General features: G+C 67.6%; 24 protein-coding genes and 2 tRNA genes. 10 read left to right on the top strand and 16 right to left on the bottom strand.

The window, feature by feature from the left end; genetic code table 11:
* Window positions 1-2 precede the first annotated feature (2 nt).
* Genes P9A17_RS09220 through P9A17_RS09210 form a run of 3 tightly spaced genes read left to right on the top strand, consistent with a single transcriptional unit; the run spans window position 3 to window position 3124 of the window.
* The gene (locus tag P9A17_RS09220; RefSeq protein WP_278038235.1) at window positions 3-1433 is read left to right on the top strand and encodes a PepSY domain-containing protein; all 1431 of its coding nucleotides are present in this window, start codon (window positions 3-5) and stop codon (window positions 1431-1433) included.
* Window positions 1426-1932 (top strand): copper chaperone PCu(A)C, encoded by a 507-nt coding sequence (locus P9A17_RS09215; RefSeq protein WP_278038234.1) that lies wholly within the window; start codon window positions 1426-1428, stop codon window positions 1930-1932. Before P9A17_RS09220 ends, P9A17_RS09215 begins: the two co-directional genes overlap by 8 nt.
* A complete protein-coding gene (locus P9A17_RS09210) occupies window positions 1925-3124 on the top strand; it encodes a Dyp-type peroxidase (protein WP_278038233.1) in 1200 nt (399 codons plus the stop codon). The genes P9A17_RS09215 and P9A17_RS09210 overlap by 8 nt, the downstream gene beginning before the upstream one ends.
* A gap of 10 nt (window positions 3125-3134) precedes the next feature.
* Here P9A17_RS09210 and P9A17_RS09205 read toward each other — a convergent pair whose 3' ends face one another.
* The 4 genes from P9A17_RS09205 to P9A17_RS09190 form a co-directional block, all read right to left on the bottom strand.
* Window positions 3135-3662: a hypothetical protein gene (locus P9A17_RS09205; protein WP_278038232.1), complete on the bottom strand. Its 528-nt coding sequence runs from the start codon at window positions 3660-3662 to the stop codon at window positions 3135-3137.
* Window positions 3663-4041: 379 nt separating this feature from the next.
* Window positions 4042-4749 (bottom strand): HNH endonuclease family protein, encoded by a 708-nt coding sequence (locus P9A17_RS09200; protein WP_278038231.1) that lies wholly within the window; start codon window positions 4747-4749, stop codon window positions 4042-4044.
* Complete coding sequence (gene recG, locus P9A17_RS09195; RefSeq protein ID WP_278038230.1) at window positions 4746-7013, bottom strand: ATP-dependent DNA helicase RecG; 2268 nt, start codon at window positions 7011-7013, stop codon at window positions 4746-4748. The genes P9A17_RS09200 and recG overlap by 4 nt, the downstream gene beginning before the upstream one ends.
* 1 nt (window position 7014) lies before the next feature.
* Window positions 7015-8676: a DAK2 domain-containing protein gene (locus P9A17_RS09190; protein WP_278038229.1), complete on the bottom strand. Its 1662-nt coding sequence runs from the start codon at window positions 8674-8676 to the stop codon at window positions 7015-7017.
* Between the two features lie 206 nt (window positions 8677-8882).
* Here P9A17_RS09190 and rpmB point away from each other — a divergent pair, with 206 nt between their 5' ends.
* The gene (gene rpmB, locus P9A17_RS09185) at window positions 8883-9077 is read left to right on the top strand and encodes a 50S ribosomal protein L28 (RefSeq protein ID WP_183469213.1); all 195 of its coding nucleotides are present in this window, start codon (window positions 8883-8885) and stop codon (window positions 9075-9077) included.
* A gap of 33 nt (window positions 9078-9110) precedes the next feature.
* On the opposite strand, the gene P9A17_RS09180 is transcribed toward rpmB, so the two are convergent.
* Window positions 9111-9788 (bottom strand): uracil-DNA glycosylase, encoded by a 678-nt coding sequence (locus P9A17_RS09180; protein ID WP_278038228.1) that lies wholly within the window; start codon window positions 9786-9788, stop codon window positions 9111-9113.
* Between the two features lie 28 nt (window positions 9789-9816).
* On the bottom strand, window positions 9817-10782 hold the full coding sequence (locus P9A17_RS09175) for a thiamine-phosphate kinase (RefSeq protein ID WP_278038227.1): 966 nt from the start codon (window positions 10780-10782) through the stop codon (window positions 9817-9819).
* 104 nt (window positions 10783-10886) lie between these two features.
* Between P9A17_RS09175 and P9A17_RS09170 the strand changes: the two genes are divergently transcribed.
* On the top strand, window positions 10887-11129 hold the full coding sequence (locus P9A17_RS09170) for an Lrp/AsnC ligand binding domain-containing protein (protein WP_278038226.1): 243 nt from the start codon (window positions 10887-10889) through the stop codon (window positions 11127-11129).
* 10 nt (window positions 11130-11139) lie between these two features.
* The gene (locus P9A17_RS09165; protein ID WP_278038225.1) at window positions 11140-11691 is read left to right on the top strand and encodes a DUF3515 domain-containing protein; all 552 of its coding nucleotides are present in this window, start codon (window positions 11140-11142) and stop codon (window positions 11689-11691) included.
* Here P9A17_RS09165 and P9A17_RS09160 read toward each other — a convergent pair.
* Genes P9A17_RS09160 through P9A17_RS09150 form a run of 3 tightly spaced genes read right to left on the bottom strand, consistent with a single transcriptional unit; the run spans window position 11688 to window position 14911 of the window.
* Window positions 11688-12791: a D-alanine--D-alanine ligase family protein gene (locus tag P9A17_RS09160; protein ID WP_278038224.1), complete on the bottom strand. Its 1104-nt coding sequence runs from the start codon at window positions 12789-12791 to the stop codon at window positions 11688-11690. The two genes, P9A17_RS09165 and P9A17_RS09160, sit on opposite strands and share 4 nt — an antisense overlap.
* 29 nt (window positions 12792-12820) lie before the next feature.
* Window positions 12821-13930, bottom strand: coding sequence for a cystathionine gamma-lyase (locus P9A17_RS09155; protein ID WP_278038223.1), 1110 nt, complete (start codon window positions 13928-13930; stop codon window positions 12821-12823).
* Between the two features lie 3 nt (window positions 13931-13933).
* Window positions 13934-14911 (bottom strand): NAD(P)H-dependent glycerol-3-phosphate dehydrogenase, encoded by a 978-nt coding sequence (locus P9A17_RS09150; RefSeq protein ID WP_278038671.1) that lies wholly within the window; start codon window positions 14909-14911, stop codon window positions 13934-13936.
* Window positions 14912-14982: 71 nt separating this feature from the next.
* Here P9A17_RS09150 and cofC point away from each other — a divergent pair, with 71 nt between their 5' ends.
* The 3 genes from cofC (at window position 14983) to P9A17_RS09135 (ending at window position 18870) form a co-directional block, all read left to right on the top strand.
* Entirely contained in the window at window positions 14983-15618 is a 636-nt protein-coding gene (gene cofC / locus P9A17_RS09145) for a 2-phospho-L-lactate guanylyltransferase (protein WP_278038670.1), read from the top strand.
* A 63-nt stretch (window positions 15619-15681) separates the two neighbouring features.
* Complete coding sequence (locus P9A17_RS09140) at window positions 15682-17853, top strand: RNA degradosome polyphosphate kinase (protein ID WP_278038222.1); 2172 nt, start codon at window positions 15682-15684, stop codon at window positions 17851-17853.
* An 84-nt stretch (window positions 17854-17937) separates the two neighbouring features.
* Entirely contained in the window at window positions 17938-18870 is a 933-nt protein-coding gene (locus tag P9A17_RS09135; protein WP_278038221.1) for an NUDIX hydrolase, read from the top strand.
* 82 nt (window positions 18871-18952) lie between these two features.
* Here P9A17_RS09135 and P9A17_RS09130 read toward each other — a convergent pair whose 3' ends face one another.
* From P9A17_RS09130 to leuC, 3 genes are all read right to left on the bottom strand, one after another.
* Window positions 18953-19612 carry an HU family DNA-binding protein gene (locus tag P9A17_RS09130; protein ID WP_278038220.1) on the bottom strand — a complete coding sequence of 220 codons (660 nt, stop codon included), beginning with the start codon at window positions 19610-19612 and terminating at the stop codon, window positions 18953-18955.
* Between the two features lie 202 nt (window positions 19613-19814).
* On the bottom strand, window positions 19815-20408 hold the full coding sequence (gene leuD / locus P9A17_RS09125) for a 3-isopropylmalate dehydratase small subunit (RefSeq protein ID WP_278038219.1): 594 nt from the start codon (window positions 20406-20408) through the stop codon (window positions 19815-19817).
* Between the two features lie 29 nt (window positions 20409-20437).
* Window positions 20438-21880, bottom strand: coding sequence for a 3-isopropylmalate dehydratase large subunit (gene leuC / locus P9A17_RS09120; RefSeq protein ID WP_278038218.1), 1443 nt, complete (start codon window positions 21878-21880; stop codon window positions 20438-20440).
* Window positions 21881-21918: 38 nt separating this feature from the next.
* Between leuC and P9A17_RS09115 the strand changes: the two genes are divergently transcribed.
* Window positions 21919-22620 carry an IclR family transcriptional regulator gene (locus P9A17_RS09115; RefSeq protein ID WP_278038217.1) on the top strand — a complete coding sequence of 234 codons (702 nt, stop codon included), beginning with the start codon at window positions 21919-21921 and terminating at the stop codon, window positions 22618-22620.
* 119 nt (window positions 22621-22739) lie between these two features.
* On the opposite strand, the gene P9A17_RS09110 is transcribed toward P9A17_RS09115, so the two are convergent.
* From P9A17_RS09110 to P9A17_RS09095, 4 genes are all read right to left on the bottom strand, one after another.
* A tRNA-Glu gene (locus tag P9A17_RS09110) sits at window positions 22740-22812 on the bottom strand.
* Between the two features lie 62 nt (window positions 22813-22874).
* Window positions 22875-22949, bottom strand: a tRNA-Gln gene (locus tag P9A17_RS09105).
* Between the two features lie 117 nt (window positions 22950-23066).
* Window positions 23067-24551 (bottom strand): glutamate--tRNA ligase, encoded by a 1485-nt coding sequence (gene gltX / locus P9A17_RS09100; RefSeq protein WP_278038216.1) that lies wholly within the window; start codon window positions 24549-24551, stop codon window positions 23067-23069.
* A complete protein-coding gene (locus P9A17_RS09095) occupies window positions 24548-25336 on the bottom strand; it encodes a fumarylacetoacetate hydrolase family protein (protein ID WP_278038215.1) in 789 nt (262 codons plus the stop codon). The genes gltX and P9A17_RS09095 overlap by 4 nt, the downstream gene beginning before the upstream one ends.
* Window positions 25337-25408 lie beyond the last annotated feature (72 nt).

Here is a 25408-nt window from a genome sequence, read left to right as displayed (position 1 = left end):
CCATGACCATCCCCGATGACACTCTCGACCCCACTCCTACCCGCACTCCCGAACCACCACAGGCGATTCCACGACATCGTTGGCGCGCCTTCATCGTCCGGCTGCACTTCTACGCCGGCATTCTCGTGGCGCCCTTCCTCGTCGTCGCCGCCATCACCGGCGGCCTGTACGCCATGGCACCGACGCTCGAAAAGTTCGTCTACCGCGACGTGTTGACCGTCGAGCCCGCGGAGCGGCCGGTGCCGTTGCGCGACCAGGTCGCCGCGGCTCAGTCGGCACACCCCGGCCTGACCGTCACGGGCATGCGCCCGGCCGCCGCACCGGACGAGTCCACCCGCATCTATTTCACCGACCCGGATCTCGACGAGGAACTGTTGCGCGCGGTCTTCGTCGACCCGTACTCCGGGCGCGTCCTGGGTGAGGAGGCGACCTGGTTGGGTTATCTGCCGTTGAGCACCTGGCTCGACGGGTTCCACCGCCACCTCAACCTCGGTGAGCCGGGCCGCATCTACAGCGAGCTCGCGGCGTCATGGCTGTGGGTGGTGGCGCTCGGTGGACTGTACCTGTGGCTGGTCAAGACAGCCGGGGACCGCCGACGCGGCCGCAAGGCGCGGGTCCTGACGGTGGATCGCACCGTGTCGGGGCGGTCCCGAACGCTGAATTGGCATGGGGCGACGGGCGTTTGGCTTCTCGCCGGGCTGCTGTTCCTGTCCGCCACCGGGATCACGTGGTCAACCTACGCCGGAGCTCACGTGACCGACATCAGGACGGCGCTGAACTGGCAACGCCCCCAGTTGGATACGGAACTGCCCTCCGGTGGCGAGCACGCCGGCCACGGTGGGACATCGGCCGAACACGCAACACTCGACCCGTCGACGGTGGACTTCTCCGCTGTCCTGGACTCCGCCGCCGCGGCAGGCGTGCACCTTCCCGTCGAGCTGACGATGCCCGTCGAACACGGTGAGGGCATCACCGTGGCCGAGATCGACAAACCGTACCGGTGGACGACGAACTCCGCGTCGGTCGATCCCGCCGGGTTCCGGGTGACCAGTGAGATCGACTACTGGCGTGACTATTCGCTGATCGCCAAGCTCGCCGACTGGGGCATCCGGGGCCATATGGGCTTCCTGTTCGGTCTGCTCAATCAGCTGGTGCTGCTCGGCATCGCCGTCGGGCTGGTGACGGTGATCAGCCGCGGCTACCTGATGTGGTGGCAGCGCAGGCCGACACGCGGCTCGCGCTGGGCGGTCGGACGGCCTCCGGTCAGGGGCGGTGTCAGGCGGCTTCACCCGGTCGCGATCGGTGGTGTCGTCGTTGCGACTGTGGCGGTCGGCTGGTTCCTGCCGCTGCTCGGGGTAAGCCTCGCCGCGTTCATCGCGATCGACGTCATCATCGGAGCGATCAAGCGAAACAAGGCGAACGCCGATGTCTGACAAGAAGATCGGCGCACTCGTCATCGCACTTGCCGCGGCGTTGCTTCCCGGTTGCTCCACGCCGGAGCCTACGGAACCGGTCACGATGGCTTCTTCCACGACGTTCGACAGTCCGTGGGCCAGCGCAGCGGATTCCGGGATGACGGCAGTGTTCGGCACCCTGACCAACACCGGTGACCATGACGTTCAGATCGTCGGCGCGGAGTCGCCCGCAGCGGAGCGCGGAGAAGTGCACGAGATTGCGCCGGGTGCCGGCGGGACGAACACGATGCGCCCCAAGGAGGGAGGTGTCACGATCCCGCCGGGCGGCACCCACGAACTGACCCCCGGCGGTGACCACCTGATGCTGATGGATCTCACGGAGCCGCTGCGGCCGGGCGCCGATGTCGAGGTGACCGTCGCCTTCGAGGACGGGTCGACGATGTCGGTCACCGCCCAGGTCCGTGACTTCGCCGGAGGCAACGAGGAGTACTCCCCCAGCGCCCACGGCCATGGCTGAGCGACGCTGGACCGTCAACCGGCGGCACCTCTTCACCGGAGGTGCCGCCTTGGCGGCCACAGCAACACTGACCAAGTGCGCCACCGCTGAATCAGCCACACCGCCACGGGGATTCGGCACGGACACCGAGCCGTTTCACGGACCGCACCAAGCCGGAGTCAGCACCGCCGCACAGGCGCACGCGTTGTTCGTCGCGTTGGACCTGACGCCCAGCGCCGGCCGTGGGGTTCGCGACACGCTGACAGCGATTCTCAAACTGTGGAGCGCCGATGCGGCGAGACTCACCCAGGGCCGAGCCGCGGTGGCCGACACCGAACCGGAACTGGCGCACCGGCCCGCACGGCTGACCGTCACCGTGGGCATCAGCCCCCGCACCTTCGATGCCATCGGGCTGCCACGCCGTCGCCCCGATGCGGCGGCCGAGCTTCCCGCGTTCGGCACCGACCGACTTGAACCGCGATGGTGCGGTGGCGATGTGCTGCTGCAGATCTGCGCCGACGACCCGTCCGCCGTCTCGCATACGGCAAGGGTTCTGCTGAAGAACGTTCGGACGTTGGCCCGCCAACGGTGGCGGCAGAGTGGGTTCCGTACCGCGCGAGGGGCCGACGCCTCCGGTGCGACGATGCGGAACCTGATGGGGCAGGTCGACGGCACCGCGAACCTGCGCGACACCGCGGAACTCGACCGGAACGTGTGGGACGACGGATCGCAGCAGCCGTGGTTCCGCGGCGGGACGATCCTGGTGGTCCGCCGGGTGCGCGCCGAGTTGGACACGTGGGACGAACTCGACCGGACCAGTAAGGAACTGACCGTGGGCCGCCGGCTCGACAGCGGCGCTCCGTTGACGGGCACGCAGGAGTTCGACGAACCCGATCTCGCGGCCACAGAGAACGGCATCCCGGTCATCCCGCCGAATTCCCATGTGGCGCTGGCCCGTCACCGTGGAGACGGCGAGCGGTTTCTGCGGCGCGCATACAACTACGACGACCCGCCGATCGACGGAACCACCGACGCCGGACTGATTTTCGCCGCATACCAACGTGATCCGGCGAGGCAGTTCGTGCCGGTACAGCAACGGCTGGCCGACGCCGACGCGCTGAACCTCTGGATCACGACGATCGGCTCAGCGATCTTCGCGATCCTGCCTGGCGTGCCCGACGGCGGGTATCTCGGTCAGTCTCTGCTGGAGTGAGGGACCGCCGTCACAGGATGCCGGGCATGCCCGCGCCGCCCGACATCGTCGGTGAGATCGACGGTGTCGAGATGGTCGGCATGACCGGTGGCGGCGCCATCACCGGCGGGGCCATGACGGGCGGCGGCGCGATGACGGGCGGGGCCATCACGGGCGGCGGCGTGATGATCGGTGGCGGAGCGACCGGTGGCGGAGCAATCGGCGGCGCGACCGGAGGCGGCGGCGCCACGGGTGGCGGCGGTGGCGGCGGCGGAGTCGGCACATAGGGGCTGCCGACGCAGGCCGCATCGGCGGGATTGGACATGCAGCTCGGGTCCAGCGGGCCCGTCGGCGGGCCGGGTGAAGCGGGTGGAGCCGGCGGCGCATAGGGACCGCCGTGACACACCGGATCCGTCGGCATGGTGATGCACCGTGGGTCGTCGGGACCGGTGGGGGCGCCCGGCTGCGCCGACGCGGGCGCGGCAGCGCCTGCGGCAAGGATGCCCGCGAAAGCCGCACCCACAGCAGCCCTTATCAGGACTCTTGCGATGACCGTCATCAACCACTCCCCATCCGCGAGGTTGTCCAGATTTGCCGCAGGTAGCTCTGCGTCGCCATAGTGACACGTAGAGAGGTCATTACGCAGGGAGTCGCCGCGATGTCGATTAGCTGAACCCGTCAATATCCGTTGCGCCGGAGCCGGGCAGACCTGCCGCGACCCCGGCGCACACCGGAAAACAATTCACGTCGCGGCGGCGCTCTAATCGCTGTGCCGACCTCGGCATCTTCGACTCCCCAGGGGCGCCCCGAACGCGCCCCAGAGGTTTGCTGCCTGCAACGTCAACACAGTCATAGTTACACGCATACAGCCCAGATCAAACTTAAATTTATGTTCCGTAATTAGCTGCGTACGTCAATATTGCCGATCGGCACGCCTGTCAGGCGACGGGGCAGGTGCGCGCCGCATCACGCAGAACCGGGGCGGATGCCGCGTCGACAGGCAGCGCGTAACCGCGAAGGACCTCGACGAACTGGACCGCGTACTGGCAGTGGAACGCCGCGTTCGGTGGCATCCACAGCGACGGCTGTTTGTCCCCCTTGTCCTGGTTCGCCCCTCCGGCGACGGCAAGCAGATTGGCGGGATCGTTGGCGAACCGTTCCCGCATGTCGGCGGTCCAGTCACGCGCGCCGAGGTCCCACGCCAAAGCGAGCGGTACGAGGTGGTCGATCTGCACCGAGGCGCCGGTCTGGTTGCCGCGGGTGAACGGCACGGTCGCGTTGGTGTAGGGATCGAGCAGCACCCCGGTGGCCACGGCTGTGGGGCACCGCGAGATCGCCACATAGGTCTTGTCGATCAGGTCCCGGTCGAGGATGTCATTGCGGGTGTCACAGCCGTTGTGTCCGCCAGGCGCCGTCGTGTCGTCGGACCACGACTCGCCGAAAGCTGCTCTGCGATAGTCATTTCCACGGATCCGCTCAGGCACCTCGACGATGCCGGACAGCACGTCGGCACCGGGCGCGACCGTCGGGATGTCGGCGTCGGCGACGTAATGCGACGGGCCTTCCGACGTCACGCTCACCTGATAGGCGACGAGGACCGCCAGCACCACCGCGACCGCCAGCCACAACGTCTGCTTGCGCCTCACGACATGTCCAGGAACTGCACTTTGTCGGCGTCGACGAACGGCGCCGACAGCGCAGCCATCCCCGCATCGAGCGGATCGGCCTCGTAGACGTTCTCGCACAACGCCTTTGCCGTCAGGATGATGTCGAGGTGGTGAGCGAGTGAGAGGAACTGCAACGTGATCGCCCGCCCGGACTGGTGGAAGCCCAGCACATCACCCTCGCTGCGCTCGGCGAGATCGAGGTCGGCGAGCGCGAAACCGTCCTGGGTGGCCGCGACCGCGTTGAGTCGCTGGCCCGCCTTGGAGGATTCGGGCAACTTGGTGACCAGAAGGCACAGGCTGGGGTGCTCGCCGCGGCCGATCCGGCCGCGCAGCTGGTGCAGTTGGCTGATTCCGAAGCGATCACCGTCCATCACCACCATGACGGTGGCATTGGGCACGTCGACTCCCACCTCGATGACCGTCGTGCAGACCAGCACATCGATCTCACCGGCGCGGAACGCGGCCATCACCGCTTCCTTCTCATCCCCGGAGAGCCGCCCGTGCATCAGCCCCAGCCGCAACCCCTTCAACGGGCCACGCTCGAGCCGGGCGAGAAGGTCGATGACGGTGACGGGTGGTGGCCCCTTGTCGAGCGTCTCCCCCTTCGCCGCCTTCTTGGACTTCTTGGCGCCCTTCGTTGCCTCGTCGGCAGGTTTGTCGTCCTCGTCGATCCGCGACGCGACGACATAGGCCTGCCGTCCGGCGGCGACCTCCTCCGCGACGCGCGCCCAGGCACGCTCGAGCCACGCCGGCTTCTGCGTCTCGAAGATGGTGTTCGTGACGATGGGTTGCCTGCCCCGGGGAAGCTCCCGCAGCGTCGAGGTCTCCAGATCGCCGTAATAGGTCAGCGCCACCGTCCTGGGGATCGGCGTCGCCGTCATCACGAGCAGGTGTGGCGTGATTCCCGCAGGGGCCTTGGCGCGCAACCGATCACGCTGCTCGACGCCGAACCGGTGCTGCTCGTCCACGACGACCATGCCCAGGTTGTCGAACTCCACGGCGTCCTGCAGCAGCGCGTGGGTGCCGATCACGATGCCCGCTTGACCCGACGAGATCTCCCTGCGCACATCGCGCTTCTGCTGCGCCGTCATCGATCCCGTCAGCAGCGCGACCCTCGTCGCGTTCTCGGCGCCGCCGAGTTCCCCGGCGCCGGCCAGCGGTCCGAGCATCGCCCGCATCGACAACGCATGTTGTGCGGCAAGGACTTCCGTCGGCGCGAGCAGGGCGCACTGATACCCGGCGTCGATCATCTGCAGCATCGCCAGCAACGAGACCACGGTCTTGCCGGACCCGACCTCGCCCTGCAGCATCCTGTTCATCGGCCGGGGCAGCCCCAATTCGGCCGAGATGACGCCGAGCACCTCGTCCTGCCCGGCCGTCAGTTCGAACGGCAGCTGCGCCGTCATCGCCGTCCTCAACCCGCCGGCCCGGAGCGCACCGGGGGGACCGGAGGCGCCGAGCTCACTGTTCCTGCGCGTCACCAGTCCCCACTGCAGGCCGATGGCCTCGTCGAACGTGAGCCGCTCGATGGCCCGGGTGCGGTCTGCCTCGTTGTCACTGAGGTGGACGGCGCGCAGTGCCTCGTCCTCGCCCATCAGATTGTGCTCGCGCACAAATTGATCCGGAAGCGGCTCGGGAACCGGGTCGAGTACCGCCAGCGCCTGCCGCACACAGGCGTAGATGTCCCAGGTCTGCACCTTCGCGGTGGCGGCGTAGATCGGGAAGAACGCCTTCTCGAACTCGGCGAGCAGATCATCGCCCGTGGCCGCGCTGGCGTCGGCGATCTTCGTCAGTGACTTGGTGCCGATGGTCCTGCCGCCCTTGGCATTGAGCACCATGAACGCCGGGTGGGTCAGCTGCATGACGCCACGGAAGTAGCCGACCTCCCCCGACAGCATCACCTCCGCACCTTCGACGAGGGCGTTCTTGAGCCACTTGGGATTGAAGAACGTCGCAGTCACCTTCGGCCGGCGATCGCGCAGCGTGACGACCATGAACTCCCGCGAGGGCTGGTTCCTGACGCGTTTGAGCTCGACGGCGGCGATGGTGTCGACGAACGTGACGTGTTCACCCACTTCGAGATCGATCTCCTCGCCCTCGCCGCGCACCGCCATCGCGTCGCTGTACTTGCGCGGGAAGTAGCGCACCAGATCGTCGACGGTGCGAAGACCGAGATGCTCCTCGAGCGGGTCGGCCGCCTTCTTCCCGAGTACGAAGTCCAAACCGTCACTGAGCTTGGCCATCTCACTCCACCCCGATCAGCAGCGCATCGATCCGGTGGCCGGTGTGGAACGTGACCATGTCCGTCCCGGGGTGAGTGCTGTGGACGTGGTCGGCAAGGGCCGCACCGACTTCGGGGCCGACTCCATCACCGGTGAGCACGGTGACCAGCTCGCCGCCCGCCGCGAGGAGCAGGTCGATCAGTCCCGCTGCCGCGGTGGCGATGTCGTCGCCGACGATGACCACCTCGTCACCGGCGACCCCGAGCCCGTCGCCGGGTTTGCATGTGCCCGCCCACGTGAGGGCCTCCTCGGCGGCGACCCGCACCGATCCGAACCGGGCCCCTGCGGCTGCTCTGGCCATCGTGTAGCCGTCGTCGACGAGGCGACGCTCCGGGTCGTGGACGGCAAGCGCGGCCAGGCCCTGCACCATCGACCCCGTCGGAACCGGCACCATGTCGATGCCCCAGTCGGAGGCGACAGCGCAGCCGGCCACGATCTCCTCGGCGGCGACGTAGCCGTTGGGCAGCACCATCACCTGCGCGGCGCCGGTGTTGACCAGGGCGTGTAGCAGTTGCTGCGCGCTGACCGGCACATCGCTGGACGGGCGCAGCGTCTCGGCTCCCTCGCCGGTGAACAGTTCGTCCGCGCCGTCACCGTCGACGACCGCCAGCACCGCACGTTCCCGGCTCCAGCTGCCGACGGGATGACGGTCGGCACCCCCGCTCAGTGACGTGATCTGGATGCGGCTCAACGTGCCCACAGCCAGGCCCGCCTCGACCGCCGCGCCCGCGTCGTCGGCGTGCACGTGAACCGAGTACCGGCCCGCGCCCGCGTCCCCGAAGCCCGACGCCGCGATGGCGATGGAGTCCCCCAGATCGTCGAGGCGGGCGCGCAGCCGCTCGATGTTGTCGGCCTCACAGTCGTCGAGCAGGTACATGACTTCAAACCGCGGGGATGTCGTGGTCGCTGGAGATGCTGCGGAGGTCGCCGCGACCGGCGCGACGCGGGCGGCCGCCCGATAGACGGCGCGCCGTGCTGAGTGGCCCGTCAGTACGGCGCTCAACGCGTCGAGCAGGACGAGCAGACCGCGCCCTCCCGCATCGACGACACCGGCGTCGGCCAATACGTCGAGTTGAGTCGGAGTCAGGTCGAGCGCCGCCGCGGCCGCCTGCGTGCTCGCCGCGACGACCGCCACGAGATCGGCCTGCTCGGACACAGCATCCTCGGCGGCGGCCGCGGCGTCGTGCAAGACGGACACGATGGTGCCCGGGACCGCCTCGCCCATGGACGCCACCACCAGCGTCACGGCGTGCCGCAGCGAGGTGCTCCACAACGGTCCGCTGATGTCGCGCAGGACGCCTCCGCGGTCGTCGGCGGCGGCCGCCGTGACCTCGGCGATCGCCCGCAGGATCTGCGACAGGATCACCCCGGAGTTGCCGCGCGCGCCGCGCAGCGCACCCTCGGCCAGTGCCGACGCCACCGCGGTGACGTCGTCGACGGCCGGGTCCGCATCGGCCTGTGCCCACGCCGCGCGCATCGTGAACAGCATGTTCGTGCCCGTGTCGGCGTCGGCGACCGGAAACACGTTCAGCTGGTTGATCTCTTCGGTGTGGCTGATCAAATCGGCGACCGCGGTGTGCGCCCAGCGCCGCAAGGTGGAGGCATCCAGCCGCCGAGCCGCCATTCCACCTCCCAATGCTGCCGCCGTCGGCGTCAGCCTAGTCAGTGCCGCGGACACCACCGAAGACCCTGGCCACGCGCCTGTGGACAGCTCGATTCACCGCGTTTTTGTGATCGCAGCGACGGCCGGTATCCTGGTCAGGTTGTCGGGTCACCCGGCCCTGTTCCGGTCGTTGGCCCCCAGTACTGACTTAACAAGGAGTTCTCACTATGGCTGCCGTGTGCGAGATCTGCGGGAAGGGCCCCGGCTTCGGTAAGTCGGTGTCGCACTCCCATCGCCGGACGAGCCGTCGGTGGAATCCGAACATCCAGTCCGTGCGCGCCACGTCGACGCCCGGTGGCAACAAGCACCGCGTCAACGTGTGCACGTCGTGCCTGAAGGCCGGCAAGGTCTCACGCGGCTAGTCGCCGGATTTCACGTTCGGCCGTCACCACCGGCTACGGCAGGCGCCAGTCGATCGGCTCGGCGCCTCGCTGCGTCAGCAGGTCGTTGGCTCGGCTGAACGGTTTTGACCCGAAGAATCCCCGCGACGCCGACAGCGGTGACGGATGCGCCGACTCGATGACCGCGGTGTCTCCGAGCATCGGCTTCAACGTCGACGCGTCGCGCCCCCACAGCACCGCGACCAGGGCCTGATCGCGGGCCACCAGTGCGCGGATCGCGCATTCTGTGACCGCCTCCCACCCCTTGCCCCGATGCGAGGCAGGCGTTCCCGGCCGCACCGTGAGAACCCTGTTGAGCAACATGACACCCTGCTCGCACCACGGTGTCAGATCGCCGGTCGACGGGGCCGGATGCCCGAGGTCCTCGCGGTACTCCTTGAATATGTTGTCCAGGCTGCGCGGCAGCGGGCGCACGTCGGCGGCCACCGAGAAACTCAGGCCCACCGCGTGCCCCGGTGTCGGGTAGGGGTCCTGGCCGACGATCAGCACCCGCACCTTGTCCAGCGGGAACGTGAACGCACGCAACACGTTCGGGCCCGCAGGCAGATACCGGTGCCCGGCCGCGATCTCGGCGCGCAGGAACTCGCCCATCTGCGACACCTGAGGTTCCACGGGTGCGAGGGCCGCAGCCCAGCCGGGGTCTACCAACTCGTTGAGGGGACGTGCGCTCACGAGAGGCCAACATAGCGGGCCGGGTCGGTCAGAACGACTGCCAGCCCGAGTTGCCGTGCCACGGCGCGCCGTCGACGGTCACGCGCGGTGGCCCGTCACCGACCGCCACCACGGCGCCGATGACGCGCCAGCCCGGTGGCACCGCAGCGGGGAAGGTCGCGACGAGCGCGTGATCCTCGCCACCGCCGAGCACCCACTGCAGCGGATCCGTGCCCGCCGCTTCGGCTGCGGCAGCCACTGTGTCGACGTCGGACCGCAGGCCGTGCCCGGCGAGGTCGATGTGCACCGCGGAGGCGGACGCGATGTGGCCGAGGTCGGCCAGCAGGCCGTCGGAGACATCCGTCATCGCCGTCGCGCCCGCGTCGGCGGCCACCGCACCCTGCCCGTAGGGCGGTTCGGGAACGAGATGCCGTCGCCTCAGTTCATCGAAGCCGCCAATTCCTTTGTCCCACAATGTGTATCCCGCTTCGGACCAGCCCAATTCGCCGCAGACCGCCACGGTGTCGCCGGGTCGCGCACCGTCGCGCCGCACCGGTGCACGCCCGCCGAGATCACCGAGCGCGGCCACCGAGATCACCCATTGCGGCGCCGCGACGATGTCGCCGCCGACGATGCCCGCGCCCATCAGGCCGGCCTCGTGCCACATTCCGTCGGCGAGTTCGACCGCCCGCGCGGTTTCCGTGCCGCCCGGAGCTCCGAAGCCGACGACGAACGCCGTCGACCTGCCACCCATCGCCTCGATGTCAGCGGCGTTCTGCGCGATCGCTTTTCGGCCCACGTCGTGCGGCGAAGACCAGTCCAGCCGAAAGTGCCGATGCTCCACCAGCATGTCGGTGCACACCACGGTCCTGCCGTCCGCCGCGGCGACGACGGCCGCGTCGTCCCCGGGGCCGAGCGTGACGAACGGAGGCTGCAGACGGCCGGCCACAAGCCGGTCGATGACGGCGAACTCGCCCAACCCCGACAGTGTCGCGTCGGCGTCATCGGCCGTCATGGTTGCTCCTCCGGTCGACTTCGTAGCCTGAACGCTCGGCTCACCTGCGGTACGTTTGGTCCCTGCGGCGTGGAGTCTATGCAGTCAGATGGAGGTATTTCGGCGTGGTCGAGGCTTTCGTTCTCATCCAGACGGAGGTCGGTCGCGCCGAGGTGATCGCCAAACAGCTCGCCGCCCTCACCGGCGTTCTGTCATCGGAGTACGTCACCGGCCCCTATGACGTCGTGGTGCGCGTCGGCGCGCCGTCCCTGGACGAGCTGAAATCGACCGTGGTGCCCAGCGTGCAGCAGGTCGTCGGCATCACACGCACCCTGACCTGTCCGATCGCCGACGGAGTGCAGCCCTAGAGTTTGGCGTGTGAACAGCAAGACCGGGGACGCCCCGCCGCGCGCTGTATTGATCGCCGCGCTCGTGGTCGCCGTCGGAGGCGTCGTGGCCGTCCTCGTCGTCGCCGCGGTGATGCAGCGCTCCCCCGCACAGGCACCGGTGGCCGTCACCACCATCCCTGCCCCGCAGGCCGACAGCCCGGAGTGCCGGTCGTTGGTCGATGCGCTGCCCGACGCCGTCGGCGACTACCGCCGTGCAGCGCTGGTCGACCCCGCCCCGGCGGGCGCCGCCGCGTGGCAGCCGCAGGAGCCCGGTGGTGAACCACTGGTCCTGCGGTGCGGGTTGGACCGGCCGGCGGAATTCGTCGTCGGGGCGCCCCAGCAGGTGGTCGACGACGTCTCGTGGTTTCAGGTCGACGACCCGGCGGGAGACGGGCGCGCCACCTGGTTCGCCGTCGACCGGCCCGTCTACGTGGCGCTCACCCTGCCGCCGGGGTCCGGGCCGACACCCATCCAGACGCTGTCGACGACGATCGCGGACACTCTGGCTGCGCGTCGGCCGGAGCCGGCGCCCGTCGGCTAACGCAGTCCGGTACCGCGCGCGACGGCCGTTTCGACCATCGTCGCGAGCAGCGTTGGATAGTCCATGCCACTGGCCGCCCACATCCGCGGATACATCGAGATCGTGGTGAACCCAGGCATCGTGTTGATCTCGTTGATGACGGGACCGCGGTCGGTGAGGAAGAAGTCGACGCGGGCCAAACCCTGGCAGTCGATCGCGTTGAACGCACGGATCGACAGGGCGCGGATCTCTTCGGCGACGGCATCGTCGACCTTCGCCGGCACGTCGAGTTCGGCGGCGTCGTCGAGGTACTTCGTCTCGAAGTCGTAGAACCCGTCCTCGCGTCCGCGGACGCCCGCGACGCGGATCTCGCCGACCGAGCTCGCTTCGAGATGCCCGTCGGGAAATTCCAGGACACCGCATTCCAGCTCGCGCCCCGAGATCGCCGCCTCGATGATCACCTTGGGGTCATGCCGGCGGGCCGAGTCGATCGCGGCGGGCAGCAGATCCCATGCGGTGACCCTGCTGACGCCGATCGACGATCCTCCGCGGGCGGGTTTGACGAACACCGGCAACCCGAGCCGTTCCTTGTCTTCCAGCGACAACGTGGTGTCGCGCGGCCGCAGCACCAACTGCTCGCCGATCGGCAGGTCCGCGGCGGCCAGCAGCTTCTTGGTGAACTCTTTGTCCATGCCCGCCGCGCTGGCCAGTACCCCGGCACCGACGTAGGGCACGCCGGCGAGCTCGAGCAGGCCCTGGATGGTGCCGTCCTCGCCGTAGGGTCCGTGCAACACCGGGAAGACGACGTCGACGTCGGCCAGCACATCGCCGGCCGCTTCCCCGAGCGAGAGAAATTGACCCTTGCGGGCCGGATCGGCGGCGAGGGCGAGCTCGGTGCCCGAGGATCCGGTGACGCCCGGCAGCTTGCCGTCGGTGATCGCCAGCGTCTCCGGGCGGCCGTCGGTGAGGACCCATGACCCCCCGGGCGTGATGCCGACGGCTGTCACCTCGAACCGCTCCGGGTCGAGGTTGCGCAGGATGGAGCCTGCAGAGACGCACGAGATCGCGTGTTCGGAGCTACGTCCGCCGTAGACAACGGCGACGCGGATGCGGGCACTCACAACCTAGAGAGGCTACCGGCTGGGCGGATTCACGCTGGTCCGAGTGCCTGGCTCAGGTCGCTGACCAGGTCATCGGTGTCCTCGATGCCCATCGAGAGCCTGGCGAAACCGGGTCCGACGGGGTCCCCCCACCGCGCCCGGCGATCCACCGAGGTGTGGATGCCCCCGAAGCTGGTCGACGCGACCAGCAGCTCACTCCTGCGCACGAGGTCGTGCACGGCGTCGGCGTCGGCGAGTTCGGCGGCGACGATCCCGCCGAACCTTCGCATCTGCACCGCCGCGACGGCGTGGGACGGATCCCCGGGCAGGCCGGGATACCGCACCGACCGCACCGCTGGGTGCGACCTGAGCATCAGCGCGACCGCGGCCGCGTTCTGGCACTGCCGCTCGATCCGCAGCCCTGCGCTGCCGAGGCTGCGCAGCACCAGCCAGGCCTCGAATGCACCGAGAATCGGGCCGGCGTGCAGCCGTTCCCGTTCCACCCGTGCCATCAACTCCACCTGGTTGCCCGCGACGTAGCCGGCCAGTACATCGCTGTGCCCGGACAGCGCCTTGGTGGCGCTGGCCACCACAAGGTCGGCCCCCAGGGAGAGGGGCTGCTGGCCCAGCGGCGTCGCGGTGGTGTTGTCGACGACCAGGAGCGTGCCCTGTGACCGGCAGATCATCGCCAGCTGGTGCAGATCCACGACGTCCAGGCCGGGATTCGACGGCGTCTCGGCCAGTACGACGTCAGCGCCGCGCGCGGCCTCGCACATCTCGGTGCACCGGGCCGGCACCACGGTGACCCCGCGGCCGGCGAGGAACTCCTCGGCGTATGCCCGCACCTGGTAGTAACCGTCGGCAGGGACGACAAGGGTGCGGCCCGGCTCGGCGACAACCCGAAGCACCGCGGTGAGCGCAGCCATACCGGATCCGAAAGTTAGCGCATTAGAAGCACTTTCGAGCTGAGCGAGCGCAGATTCCAGCTGGCGCCACGTCGGGTTCGACCTGCGGCCGTAGCTGTCGAATGCGTCGCTTTCATCGGCGGAGAGGTGGTACGCCGACGCCGGAACGGGCGGCGGGGATACGGGTGCGCCCGGAATCGGTTCGGAGGAGACGGCTTTGACGCTCCTCGTGGAATCCCCGTAGGTGCCCGCCATGTGTCACTCCGGCTTGGTAGTTCGGCCGAGCAGCAGGGCCACCGCGTCGTCGACCGACAAACCCTTGTGGCACACCCGATGTACGGCTTCGGTGAGCGGCATCTCCACGTCGTAGCTCGAGGCCAGCGCCAACACCGACTGACATGAGGTGACGCCCTCTGCGACATGACCGCCGGTCGCGTCGAGTGCCGCCTGCATCGTCCCACCCTTGCCCAATCGCTCGCCGAAGGAACGATTTCGGGAGTGCGGCGACGTACAGGTTGCCACGAGGTCACCGATTCCCGCGAGTCCGGCCAGTGTGGCGGGCTTGGCCCCCAAGGCAATTCCCAGCCGCATGATCTCCGCCAGCCCCCTGGTGATGATGGCGGCCGCGGTGTTCTCCCCCAGCCCCACGCCTGCGGCCATCCCGCTGGCCAGGGCGATGACGTTCTTACACGCGCCGCCGACCTCGGCGCCGATGACGTCGGCGTTGGTGTAGGGCCGGAAATATCCCGTCGCCAGCGCCCGCTGCAGTGCCACGGCCCGGCCGGAATCGCTGCATGCCACGACGGTGGCCGCCGGCTGCTCCTCACCGATCTCGCTGGCCAGGTTGGGCCCGGTGACGACGGCGATCCGCGCCGGATCGGCGCCGGTGACCTGCGCGATGACCTGACTCATCCGCAACAACGAATCCAACTCGACACCCTTGGCCAGGCTCACCAACGACGTATCCGCGCCGAGGTGGGGCTTCCAGTTCTCCAGATTGGCGCGCAGAGTCTGGGAGGGAACGGCGAGCAGCACCGTGCACGCGCCGGTGAGCGCCTCGGCATGGTCGCTGGTGGCGCGGATCGATTCGGGCAGTGCGGCATCGAGGTAGTTGGTGTTCCGATGGGTGCGGTTGATCTCGTCCGCCAGTTCAGGTCGACGAGCCCACAGAGTGACGCTGTTGCCGGCGTCTGCCAATACCTTCGCCAGGGCCGTCCCCCACGCCCCTGCGCCCATCACCGCCGCCTCGACCACGGCTTCAGCGTAGCCGGGAATAATTGACTGGCAGGATGACGCTCGTGAGCGGCATGAGGAACACCGACATCGGGCTGGTGATCGCGGTCAAGCGGCTCACCGCGGCCAAGACGCGGCTGGCTCCGGAATTTTCGGCCGCCGCCCGTGAAGACGTCGTCCTCGCGATGCTGGTCGACACGATCACCGCGGCACTGGCCGTGCCCGCTGTGCTGTCGGTGCTCATCGTCACTCCCGACGAAGTGGCAGCCGACGCCGCCAAGCAGCTGGGCGCGCGGGTACTGCTCGATCCGACGCCGGAAGGCCACCGCGACCCCCTCAACAATGCGCTGACTGCGGCAGAGGGCGTGGTCCGGCAGGAGAACTCCAACATCGTTGTGCTGCAAGGCGATCTGCCTGCCCTCAAGAGCCGCGAGCTTGACGAGGCGATCGTGCAGGCGCGAACGCACACCCGCAGCTTCGTCGCCGACCGGCACGGAACCGGCACCGCCGCCTTGTTCTCGTTCGACGCGGCGCTGGATCCGCGCTTCGGCGCCGACTCCGCGCGACGGCACCTGCAGTCGGGGGCGGTCGAATTGACAGGAGAGTGGCCGGGTCTACGGGCGGACATCGACACCCCCGACGACCTCGCCGCCGCGCGCGAACTCGGCCTCGGCCCGGCGACCGCACAGGCCATCGCCCGTGCCGGATGAATTCGCCTACGCGTTGCCCGACACGGTGGCACGAGCAGCAGGACATAGGGAATCATCGGACGCATGACCGAAGCCCAGACCCGACCGGATCAGACGGAGTCATCGGAGCCGGCGGTCACGCCCGCCGCGGATTCGGCCCCCGAGGCACCGCCCGCGGCGACCGCCCCGGCGGTCGAGAACCCGCTTCCCGAGAAGCGCTACCTCAACCGTGAGCTGAGCTGGCTGGACTTCAACGCCCGCGTGCTGGCGCTGGCGGCAGACCCGTCGCTTCCCCTGTTGGAGCGTGCGAAGTTCCTGGCGATCTTCGCGTCGAATCTCGACGAGTTCTACATGGTCCGCGTCGCCGGTCTCAAGCGGCGCGACGAGATGGGCTTGTCGGTCCGTTCGGCCGACGGGTTGTCGCCGCGCGAACAGCTGCGCCGGATCAGCGAGCGCACACAGCAGATCGCCAGTAGGCATGCGAACGTCTTCCTCGATTCGGTGCGGCCCGCGCTCGCCGACGAGGGGATCTTCATCGTCACGTGGTCCGAGCTCGACGAGGCCGAGCGCGGCAGACTGTCGACCTACTTCCACGAACAGGTCTTCCCGGTGCTGACGCCTCTGGCCGTCGACCCGGCGCATCCGTTCCCGTTCGTGAGCGGTCTGAGCCTCAATCTCGCCATCACCGTCAAACACCCCGACGACGGCGGTCAGCACTTCGCGCGAATCAAGGTGCCGGACAACGTCGACCGCTTCGTCGAGCTTGCGGCCCGCGACGACTCTGCCGGGGCCGTGCGCTTCCTTCCGATGGAGGAGCTGATCGCGGCGTTCCTGCCGGTGCTGTTCCCGGGCCTGGAAATCGTGGAGCACCACGCCTTCCGGATCACCCGCAACGCCGATTTCGAGGTCGAGGAAGACCGCGACGAGGACCTGCTGCAAGCGCTGGAACGCGAGCTGGCCCGCAGGCGGTTCGGCTCGCCGGTGCGCCTGGAAGTCTCTAACGACATGACCGAGAGCATGCTCGAGCTGCTGCTGCGCGAGCTCGACGTGGCACCCGGCGATGTCGTCGAAGTGCCCGGGCTGCTGGACCTCTCGTCGCTGTGGCAGGTATACGGCGTGGATCGTCCTGCACTGAAGGATCCGCCGTTCGTGCCGGCCACCCCGCCGGCGTTCGGCGAACGCGAGACGCCGAAGAGCATCTTCTCGGCGCTCCGCGACGGCGACGTGCTGGTCCACCATCCCTACGACTCGTTCTCCACGACCGTGCAGCGCTTCATCGAGCAGGCAGCCGCAGATCCCAATGTGCTGGCGATCAAACAGACGCTGTACCGCACGTCGGGTGATTCGCCGATCGTGAACGCGCTCATCGACGCCGCCGAGGCAGGCAAGCAGGTCGTCGCACTCGTGGAGATCAAGGCGAGGTTCGACGAGCAGGCCAACATCAAGTGGGCGCGTGCTCTCGAACAAGCCGGCGTGCACGTCGTTTACGGCCTCATCGGGTTGAAGACACACTGCAAGACCTGTCTTGTGGTGCGTCGTGAAGGGTCGACGATCCGGCGGTACTGCCACATCGGCACCGGCAACTACAACCCGAAAACCGCGCGGCTGTACGAGGATGTGGGCCTGCTGACCGCCGCCCCGGACATCGGTGCCGACCTCACCGACCTCTTCAACTCGCTGACCGGGTACTCCCGCAAGGAGTCCTACCGCAACCTGCTGGTCGCGCCGTACGGGGTGCGGCGCGGGATCATCGAACGCATCGAGCGCGAGATCGCCGCGACCCGCGACGGTGCCGAAGGCCGGATCCGCTTGAAAGCCAACGCATTGGTCGACGAGCAGGTGATCGATGCCCTGTACCGGGCGTCGCAAGCCGGCGTACGCGTCGAGGTAGTGGTCCGTGGCATTTGCGCACTGCTGCCCGGGGACCCCGCCTTCTCGGAGAACATCGTGGTCCGGTCGATCCTCGGGCGCTTCCTCGAACATTCACGGATCATTCATTTCCGCGCCATCGACGAATACTGGATAGGCAGCGCCGACATGATGCATCGTAATCTCGACCGGCGCGTGGAAGTCATGGCGCAGGTAAAGGATCCACGACTGACCGCACAACTGAACGACATCTTCGAATCGGCGGCCGACCCCAGCACCCGATGCTGGGAGCTGAGCCCCGACGGCCACTGGACGGCGCTGCCCCAGGCGGGGCACACCGTGCGTGACCACCAGATAGCGCTGATGGAACGCCACCGACATCCGTAACCGCGACGATGCGTGCACGGGTTGAGGCACGAGAGCCGAAGGAACTCCCGGACCTCCCGAACCTTATGACACGCAGGAGTTGAGGTGCCGAAGGAGAATCGACCGGATGCAGCTGTGGTGAAGAAGTCCACCGTCCTGGCCGCAGGCGCCGTCCTCTGGCGACCGCAGGACGGCACCGGCGCACCGGAGGTCGCGATCATCCACCGGCCGCGCTACGACGACTGGTCCCTGCCGAAGGGCAAGGTCGACGCCGGTGAGACCGAACCCGTCACGGCGGTCCGGGAAATCGAGGAAGAGACCGGATTTCGGTCACAGCTGGGCCGGAGGCTGCCCACGGTGGCCTACCCCGTCGACCACGGCATCAAGAAGGTGCGGTACTGGTCGGCGCGCGCCGTCGGCGGCGAGTTCTCCCCCAACGACGAAGTGGACGAACTGAAGTGGCTGCCGCCGAAGCAGGCGATGAGCGAATTGGTCTACCCCCACGACCGCAAGGTGCTTCGCCGATTCCTCAAGCAGCCACCCGACACCAGGACGGTTCTGATCGTCCGGCACGCCACCGCAGGTGTGAAGAAGCGCTACCGCGGCGACGATCGAAAGCGACCGCTGGACAAGCGCGGTCGCGCGCAGGCCGAGTCGCTGGTCGGACAACTGCTCGCCTTCGGCGCCCATGATCTGTTCGCGGCCGACCGCGTGCGCTGTCATCAGACGCTCGACCCGCTCGCCGAGGAGCTGGGTGTGTCGATCAGCAACGAGCCCACGCTGACCGAAGAGGCCTACGCCGACGATCGCAAGGCCGGGCGCCAGCGCGTCCTCGAGATCGCCGAGACCTCGCAGACGCCGGTGATCTGCACTCAGGGCAAGGTGATCCCGGATCTCATCGCATGGTGGTGTGAACGCGACGGGGTGCGGCCGGACAAGTCCCGAAACCGCAAGGGCAGCACATGGGTGATGTCACTCCACGGTGACCGGCTGATCTCCGCCGACCACATCGGCAGTCCGCTGCCCCCGAAGAAGTGACACCACAATTGAATTCAAGTTAGGCCGACACACGAATACGCCGCGGATCCTCAGGATCCGCGGCGTAAACGTCAGGTCGTGACTACTTGCGTCCGCGCTTGGCCGGAGCCTTCTTGGCGGGCGCCTTCTTGGCGGGCGCAGCCTTCTTGGCCGGAGCCTTGGTCGCTGCCTTCTTGGCCGGAGCGGCCTTCTTCGCGGGAGCGGCCTTCTTCACTGCGGCCTTCTTGGCCGGAGCGGCCTTCTTGGCCGGAGCCTTCTTGGCCGGAGCGGCCTTCTTGGCCGGAGCGGCCTTCTTGGCCGGAGCGGCCTTCTTGGCCGGAGCCTTCTTGGCGGGAGCAGCCTTCTTCACTGCAGCCTTCTTGGCCGGAGCGGCCTTCTTGGCCGGAGCCTTCTTGGCCACCTTACGGGCGGTGCTCGCCGCGGCGACGCCACGCTTGACCGCGGGGCCGTCGGCCGGAAGCTTCTGTGCGCCAGCCACAACGGCCTTGAACTGAGCGCCGGGGCGGAACGCGGGCACGGAGGTGGGCTTAACCTTCACCGTCTCGCCCGTGCGGGGGTTGCGCGCCACTCGGGCTGCGCGACGACGCTGCTCGAAAACACCGAAGCCGGTGATGGTGACGCTCTCACCCTTGTGCACCGCGCGGACGATGGTGTCAACAACGTTCTCCACCGCCGCAGTTGCCTGCCGACGATCCGAGCCCAATTTCTCCGTGAGTACGTCGATGAGCTCTGCTTTATTCATGCAAAACCTCCGAAAACCAGTGGCCCTCTTTGGGCCGACTAGTGCACACGGTAAACCTTTTGCCCGCTGATTTCCAAGAGCCACGCGCAATTTCAGGCCCGCTCAGCGAATTTTCTTCAATCCGCTTGGCCCCCTTACCCTCCTGCGAGGACCCGCGAAAAGGGGGTTACAGACGCGGGATTTCAGCTATTTCGACCGCGGATCACGCGGGCAGAGTGCGCGGCTTCCAGTCCGGCCTGCGCCCTTCGAACTCCTCGATCTCCTCGAGTTTCCGCAGCGTAAGGCCTATATCGTCAAGTCCCTCGAGCAGCCGCCATGCGGTGTAATCGTCAATGTTGAACGGCACCATCATGGTTCCGGCGGTGATCGACCGATCTTGAAGATTGACAGTGATTTCCGTACCCGGGTGCTGCTCGATCAACTTCCACAACAATTCCACATCATCTTGTGAGACTTCGGCCGCCAGCAGACCGGCCTTGCCGGCGTTGCCGCGGAAGATATCGGCGAATCGAGGTGAGATGACTACCCGGAATCCGAAGTCCATCAGCGCCCAGACCGCATGCTCGCGCGACGAGCCGGTGCCGAAATCGGCTCCTGCGACCAGAACCGAACCCTTGTCGAAGGGCGCCAAATTCAGGATGAAAGAGGGGTCATTGCGCCACGCGGCGAACAGCCCGTCCTCAAATCCCGTTCGTGTCACCCGCTTCAGATAGACCGCCGGGATGATCTGATCGGTGTCGACATTCGAGCGGCGCAGGGGCACACCGATTCCGGTGTGGGTACGGAAGGCATCCATCAAAGTCTCCTGTCGGCTTTCAGTGTTTTTCAGCGGCTTGTCTCGACGAGATCGGCAGGCGACGACAGGGTGCCGCGCACGGCGGTCGCCGCGGCAACAGCCGGCGACACCAAATGCGTTCGGCCGCCTTTGCCTTGCCTGCCCTCGAAATTGCGGTTCGATGTCGATGCGCAGCGCTGCCCCGGAGAGAGCTGGTCTGGATTCATTCCAAGACACATCGAGCATCCGGCCTGGCGCCATTCCGCTCCTGCGGCCGTGAAGATCTCGCCGAGGCCTTCGGTTTCGGCCTGCGCCCGCACCTGCATCGAGCCGGGCACGACCAGCATCCGGACGTTGTCGGCGACCCTGCGGCCCCGCAGCACGTCGGCGACGACACGCAGGTCCTCGATCCGGCCGTTGGTGCACGAGCCGACGAACACCGTGTCGACCGGGATCTCGCGCATCGGGGTGCCGGCTTGAAGGTCCATGTACGTCAACGCCTTTTCGGCAGCCAGTCGCTCGGCCTCCTCGAAGATCTGCTCCGGGTCGGGCACCGTGGCCGACAGCGGAACACCCTGGCCGGGGTTGGTTCCCCACGTGACGAACGGGCTCAGCGTCGAGGCGTCGATGTAGACCTCGGTGTCGAATGTCGCGCCCTCGTCGGTGCGCAACTGCTTCCACGCCTCGACGGCGGCATCCCAGTCAGCACCTTGCGGAGCGTGCGGGCGACCGCGCAGAAACTCGAACGTGGTCTCGTCGGGCGCGACCATGCCCGCACGGGCGCCCGCTTCGATGCTCATGTTGCAGACCGTCATCCGGCCCTCCATCGACAGCGATTCGATGGCGCTGCCCCGGTATTCGATGACGTGGCCCTGACCGCCTCCGGTGCCGATCTTCGCGATGACCGCGAGGATGATGTCTTTGGCGCTCACGCCTGCGGGCAGTTCGCCGTCCACGGTCACGGCCATCGTCTTGAACGGTTTGAGCGCCAGCGTCTGAGTGGCCATCACGTGCTCGACTTCCGATGTGCCGATGCCCATCGCGATCGACCCGAACGCACCGTGGGTCGAGGTGTGGCTGTCGCCGCAGACCACGGTCATACCCGGCTGGGTCAGTCCGAGCTGCGGTCCGATGATGTGCACGATCCCCTGCTCGGCGTCGCCCATCGGATGGAGCCTGATGCCGAATTCCTCACAGTTGCGGCGCAGTGTCTCCACCTGCGTCCGCGAGACCGGGTCCGCGATCGGCTTGTCGATGTCGACCGTGGGCACGTTGTGGTCCTCGGTGGCGATCGTCAGATCAGGCCTGCGCACCGGACGTCCGGCCAGTCGCAGCCCGTCGAAAGCCTGCGGGCTGGTGACCTCGTGCACGAGGTGGAGATCGATGTAGATCAGGTCGGGCTGACGCGCGCTGCCCTCGCCGGTGCCGGGAACGACCACGTGGTCGTCCCATACCTTCTCGGCGAGAGTGCGGGGCTGGTTCGCGATGGCCATCTTGACTATCTCACATTCTGGGAAGCTAGTATCTCCTTGTGAGACAGGATAGCGGTATCGGCGTTCTGGACAAAGCGATCACCGTGTTGCATGCGGTGGCCGAGTCTCCCTGCGGGCTTGCCGATCTCCGCGATCGGACCGGCCTGCCGCGAGCCACCGCGCATCGCCTGGCCGTCGGGCTGGAAGTGCACCGGTTCCTGACCAGAGACGCCGACGGACAGTGGCGGCTCGGCCCGGCGCTAACCGAACTGGCAGGGCATGTCAGGGATCCGCTGCTCTCCGCAGGGGCGGTCGTACTGCCACGTCTACGCGAACTGACCGGCGAGAGCGTGCAGCTGTACCGCAGGGAAGGCTCGACGAGAATCTGCGTGGCCGCGCTGGAACCCCCTGCCGGGCTTCGCGATACGGTGCCCATCGGGACACGACTGCCGATGACTGCAGGGTCGGGAGCCAAGGTGCTGCTCGCGTACGCAGACGCAACCACCCAACAGACGGTCCTGGCCGGAGCCAAGTTCACCGACCGCACGCTGGCCGAGGTGCGCAAGCGCGGCTGGGCACAGAGTGCCGCGGAACGCGAGCCGGGTGTGGCCAGCGTCTCCGCCCCTGTCCGCGACGGCAGGGGTGCGGTGATCGCCGCGGTGTCGGTGTCGGGACCCATCGACAGGATGGGCAGACGCCCCGGCGCGCGCTGGGCGGCCGATCTCGTCGCCGCCGCCGAGGCGCTGACGCGTCGCCTCTGAGCAACCCAGGCCGACCCGCGAGAGTGCGGTCAGATCGCCGAACGGCGCAGACCTGCGATCTGAGCGCTCTCTCGGTGAAACGCGAAACGGGACCTCGCCGAGGTCCCGTTTCGATGTTGTACCCCCGATGGGATTCGAACCCACGCTACCGCCGTGAGAGGGCGGCGTCCTAGGCCGCTAGACGACGGGGGCTAGAACTGCTTTCCGGTTGGCCAGCATATCTCAGGCGAGATTGCTGACCTAATCACTCACATTGGCTGGGGTACCAGGACTCGAACCTAGAATGAGGGAATCAGAATCCCTAGTGTTGCCAATTACACCATACCCCACTGCAACTTGTAACCGCTGGTCACAAGCCCTTTTCCGGCCCATTGCTCTGCGGTGGTGCCGCTCGGCGACTCAACTCGGGCCGACGAGCAGACTACCAAAGATTTCGGGTCGGTTTTTCACCCCTCCGTCGTCGCGACCGCTGCCGCGTGGTCGCGGCCCGCCTTCAGCCGGTCCAGGCTGCGGTCACGGCCGAGCAACTCGAGCGACTCGAACAGCGGGGGGCTCACCGACGATCCGGTCGCCGCGACGCGGACCGGACCGAACGCCTTCCTGGGCTTCAGCTCAAGGCCGTCGATGAGTGCCGCTTTCAGCGCCGCCTCGATCGCCGGGGTGCCCCACTCCCCCACGCCCTCGAGCGCGGCCACGGCGGCGTCGAGAACCGGCACGGCGTCGCCCTTCAGTTCCTTGGCCGCCGATTTCTCGTCGAGGCCGAACGTGGAGTCGTTGAGGAACTTGAGCAGATCCCAGGCGTCACCCAGAACGACGATGCGTGTCTGGACGAGCGCCGCCGCCTCGACGAACTGCGCGTCGTCGAGGCCCGTGCTGTGGCCGTGCGCGGCGAAGAAGTCGGCGAGCCGGCGCGCGAACTCCGCCTCGTCGAGCATGCGGATGTGCTCGGCGTTCAGCGCATCGGCCTTCTTCTGGTCGAACCGCGCGGGATTGGAGTTGACGTCGGCGACGTCGAATGCCGCGACCATCTCGTCGAGGCTGAAGATGTCGTGGTCGTCGGCGATCGACCAGCCCAGCAGCGCAAGGTAGTTCAGCAGGCCTTCGGGGATGAACCCGCGATCGCGGTGCAGGAACAGATTGGACTGCGGATCGCGCTTGGACAGCTTCTTGTTGCCGTCACCCAGCACCGGCGGCAGGTGCGCGAACTGCGGTGTCATATCCGTCACACCGATGCGGATGAGCGCCGCATAGAGCGCCAGCTGGCGCGGCGTCGACGGCAGCAGATCCTCACCCCGCAGCACGTGGGTGATCTTCATCAACGCGTCGTCGACGGGATTGACCAACGTGTACAACGGGTCTCCGCTGCCACGCGTCAGCGCGAAGTCCGGCACCGAGCCGGCGGGGAACGTCGTCTCTCCACGCACCAGATCCACCCACGTGAGATCCGTGTCGGGCATGCGCAGCCGAACGACGGGTTGGCGCCCCTCGGCACGGAAGGCTGCACGCTGCTCGTCGGTCAGGTCGCGGTCGTAATTGTCGTAGCCCAGCTTCGGATTCCGGCCCGCGGCCACATGGCGGGCCTCGACTTCCTCGGCGGTCGAGAACGCCTCGTAGGCCTCGCCTGCCGCCAGCAGCCGTTCGATCACGTCGAGGTGGATGTCCCGGCGCAGCGACTGGCGATACGGCTCGTACGGACCGCCGACCTCGGGCCCCTCGTCCCAGTCCATGCCCAGCCAGCGCAGCGCGTCGAGAAGCGCGAGATAGCTTTCCTCGCTGTCGCGCTGGGCATCGGTGTCTTCGATGCGGAACACGAACGCGCCTCCGGTGTGCCGCGCGTAGGCCCAGTTGAACAACGCCGTCCTGATCAGCCCGACGTGCGGCGTTCCGGTCGGCGAGGGACAGAATCGGACGCGCACGGGTGTATCGGTCACGACTGTCCTTTTCGCACAACGGGATTGGTCAGCGTGCCGATTCCTTCGACGCTGATGCTCACCGAGTCGCCATGTTCGAGCGGGCCGACGCCCTCCGGCGTTCCGGTCAGGATCAGGTCACCCGGCAGCAGCGTCATCACGGCCGAGATCCATTCGATGATCGCGCCGATGTCGTGAATCATCAGCGAGGTACGGCTGCGCTGTTTGATCTCGCCGTTGACCTCCGTGCGGATTTCGAGATCCGACGGGTCGACATCGGTGACGATCCACGGGCCGACAGGGCAGAACGTGTCATGCCCCTTGGCCCGGATCCACTGACCGTCCTTCTTCTGCTGATCTCGCGCGGACACGTCGTTGGCGATCGTGTAGCCGAGGATGTTCTCGGCCGCCCGGGACGCGGGAACGTCCTTGCAGGGCCTGCCGATCACGGCCGCCAGCTCGCCCTCGAAGTGGACGGGGTTGGCGTCGGCGGGAAGTTGAATCGTCGTGTTGGGCCCGATGATCGCCGTGTTGGGCTTGAGGAAGATGATCGGATCCTCGAAGGTGCCCCCGCCCATCTCCTCGATGTGCGCGGCGTAGTTCTTGCCCATGCAGACGACCTTGCTCGCCAGGATCGGCGCGAGCAGTCGCACGTCGGCCAGCGGCCATTGACGGCCGGTGAACGTCGGGGTGCCGAACGGATGTTCGGCGATCTCCCGCACGATGGCCTCGGCCGGATTGTCGGGCGGACCCTCGACGGCGACGAAGGCAACTCCATCGGGACTGGCGATTCGGCCTAAACGCATGACGTCAGCCTAGTGCCCGCCCGCCGCGCCCCGGAGGCCGCAGCGGCGACCTTGGTCCCATCTCACTATATG

The sequence above is a fragment of the Mycobacterium sp. 236(2023) genome (genome assembly GCF_029623955.1).
Lineage (GTDB): Bacteria > Actinomycetota > Actinomycetes > Mycobacteriales > Mycobacteriaceae > Mycobacterium.
The sequence above is the reverse complement of the archived record's forward strand: the minus strand, read 5'-3'. Positions and strand labels throughout refer to the sequence as shown.

Coding starts and splice junctions, on each gene's coding strand:
- P9A17_RS09220 (WP_278038235.1), top strand. CDS start 3: ATGACCATCCCCGATGACACTCTCGACCCCACTCCTACCCGCACTCCC.
- P9A17_RS09215 (WP_278038234.1), top strand. CDS start 1,426: ATGTCTGACAAGAAGATCGGCGCACTCGTCATCGCACTTGCCGCGGCG.
- P9A17_RS09210 (WP_278038233.1), top strand. CDS start 1,925: ATGGCTGAGCGACGCTGGACCGTCAACCGGCGGCACCTCTTCACCGGA.
- P9A17_RS09205 (WP_278038232.1), bottom strand. CDS start 3,662: ATGACGGTCATCGCAAGAGTCCTGATAAGGGCTGCTGTGGGTGCGGCT.
- recG (WP_278038230.1), bottom strand. CDS start 7,013: ATGGCCAAGCTCAGTGACGGTTTGGACTTCGTACTCGGGAAGAAGGCG.
- P9A17_RS09190 (WP_278038229.1), bottom strand. CDS start 8,676: ATGGCGGCTCGGCGGCTGGATGCCTCCACCTTGCGGCGCTGGGCGCAC.
- rpmB (WP_183469213.1), top strand. CDS start 8,883: ATGGCTGCCGTGTGCGAGATCTGCGGGAAGGGCCCCGGCTTCGGTAAG.
- P9A17_RS09175 (WP_278038227.1), bottom strand. CDS start 10,782: ATGACGGCCGATGACGCCGACGCGACACTGTCGGGGTTGGGCGAGTTC.
- P9A17_RS09155 (WP_278038223.1), bottom strand. CDS start 13,930: ATGGCGGGCACCTACGGGGATTCCACGAGGAGCGTCAAAGCCGTCTCC.
- P9A17_RS09150 (WP_278038671.1), bottom strand. CDS start 14,911: ATGGGCGCAGGGGCGTGGGGGACGGCCCTGGCGAAGGTATTGGCAGAC.
- cofC (WP_278038670.1), top strand. CDS start 14,983: ATGAGGAACACCGACATCGGGCTGGTGATCGCGGTCAAGCGGCTCACC.
- P9A17_RS09140 (WP_278038222.1), top strand. CDS start 15,682: ATGACCGAAGCCCAGACCCGACCGGATCAGACGGAGTCATCGGAGCCG.
- P9A17_RS09130 (WP_278038220.1), bottom strand. CDS start 19,612: ATGAATAAAGCAGAGCTCATCGACGTACTCACGGAGAAATTGGGCTCG.
- leuD (WP_278038219.1), bottom strand. CDS start 20,408: ATGGATGCCTTCCGTACCCACACCGGAATCGGTGTGCCCCTGCGCCGC.
- leuC (WP_278038218.1), bottom strand. CDS start 21,880: ATGGCCATCGCGAACCAGCCCCGCACTCTCGCCGAGAAGGTATGGGAC.
- P9A17_RS09095 (WP_278038215.1), bottom strand. CDS start 25,336: ATGCGTTTAGGCCGAATCGCCAGTCCCGATGGAGTTGCCTTCGTCGCC.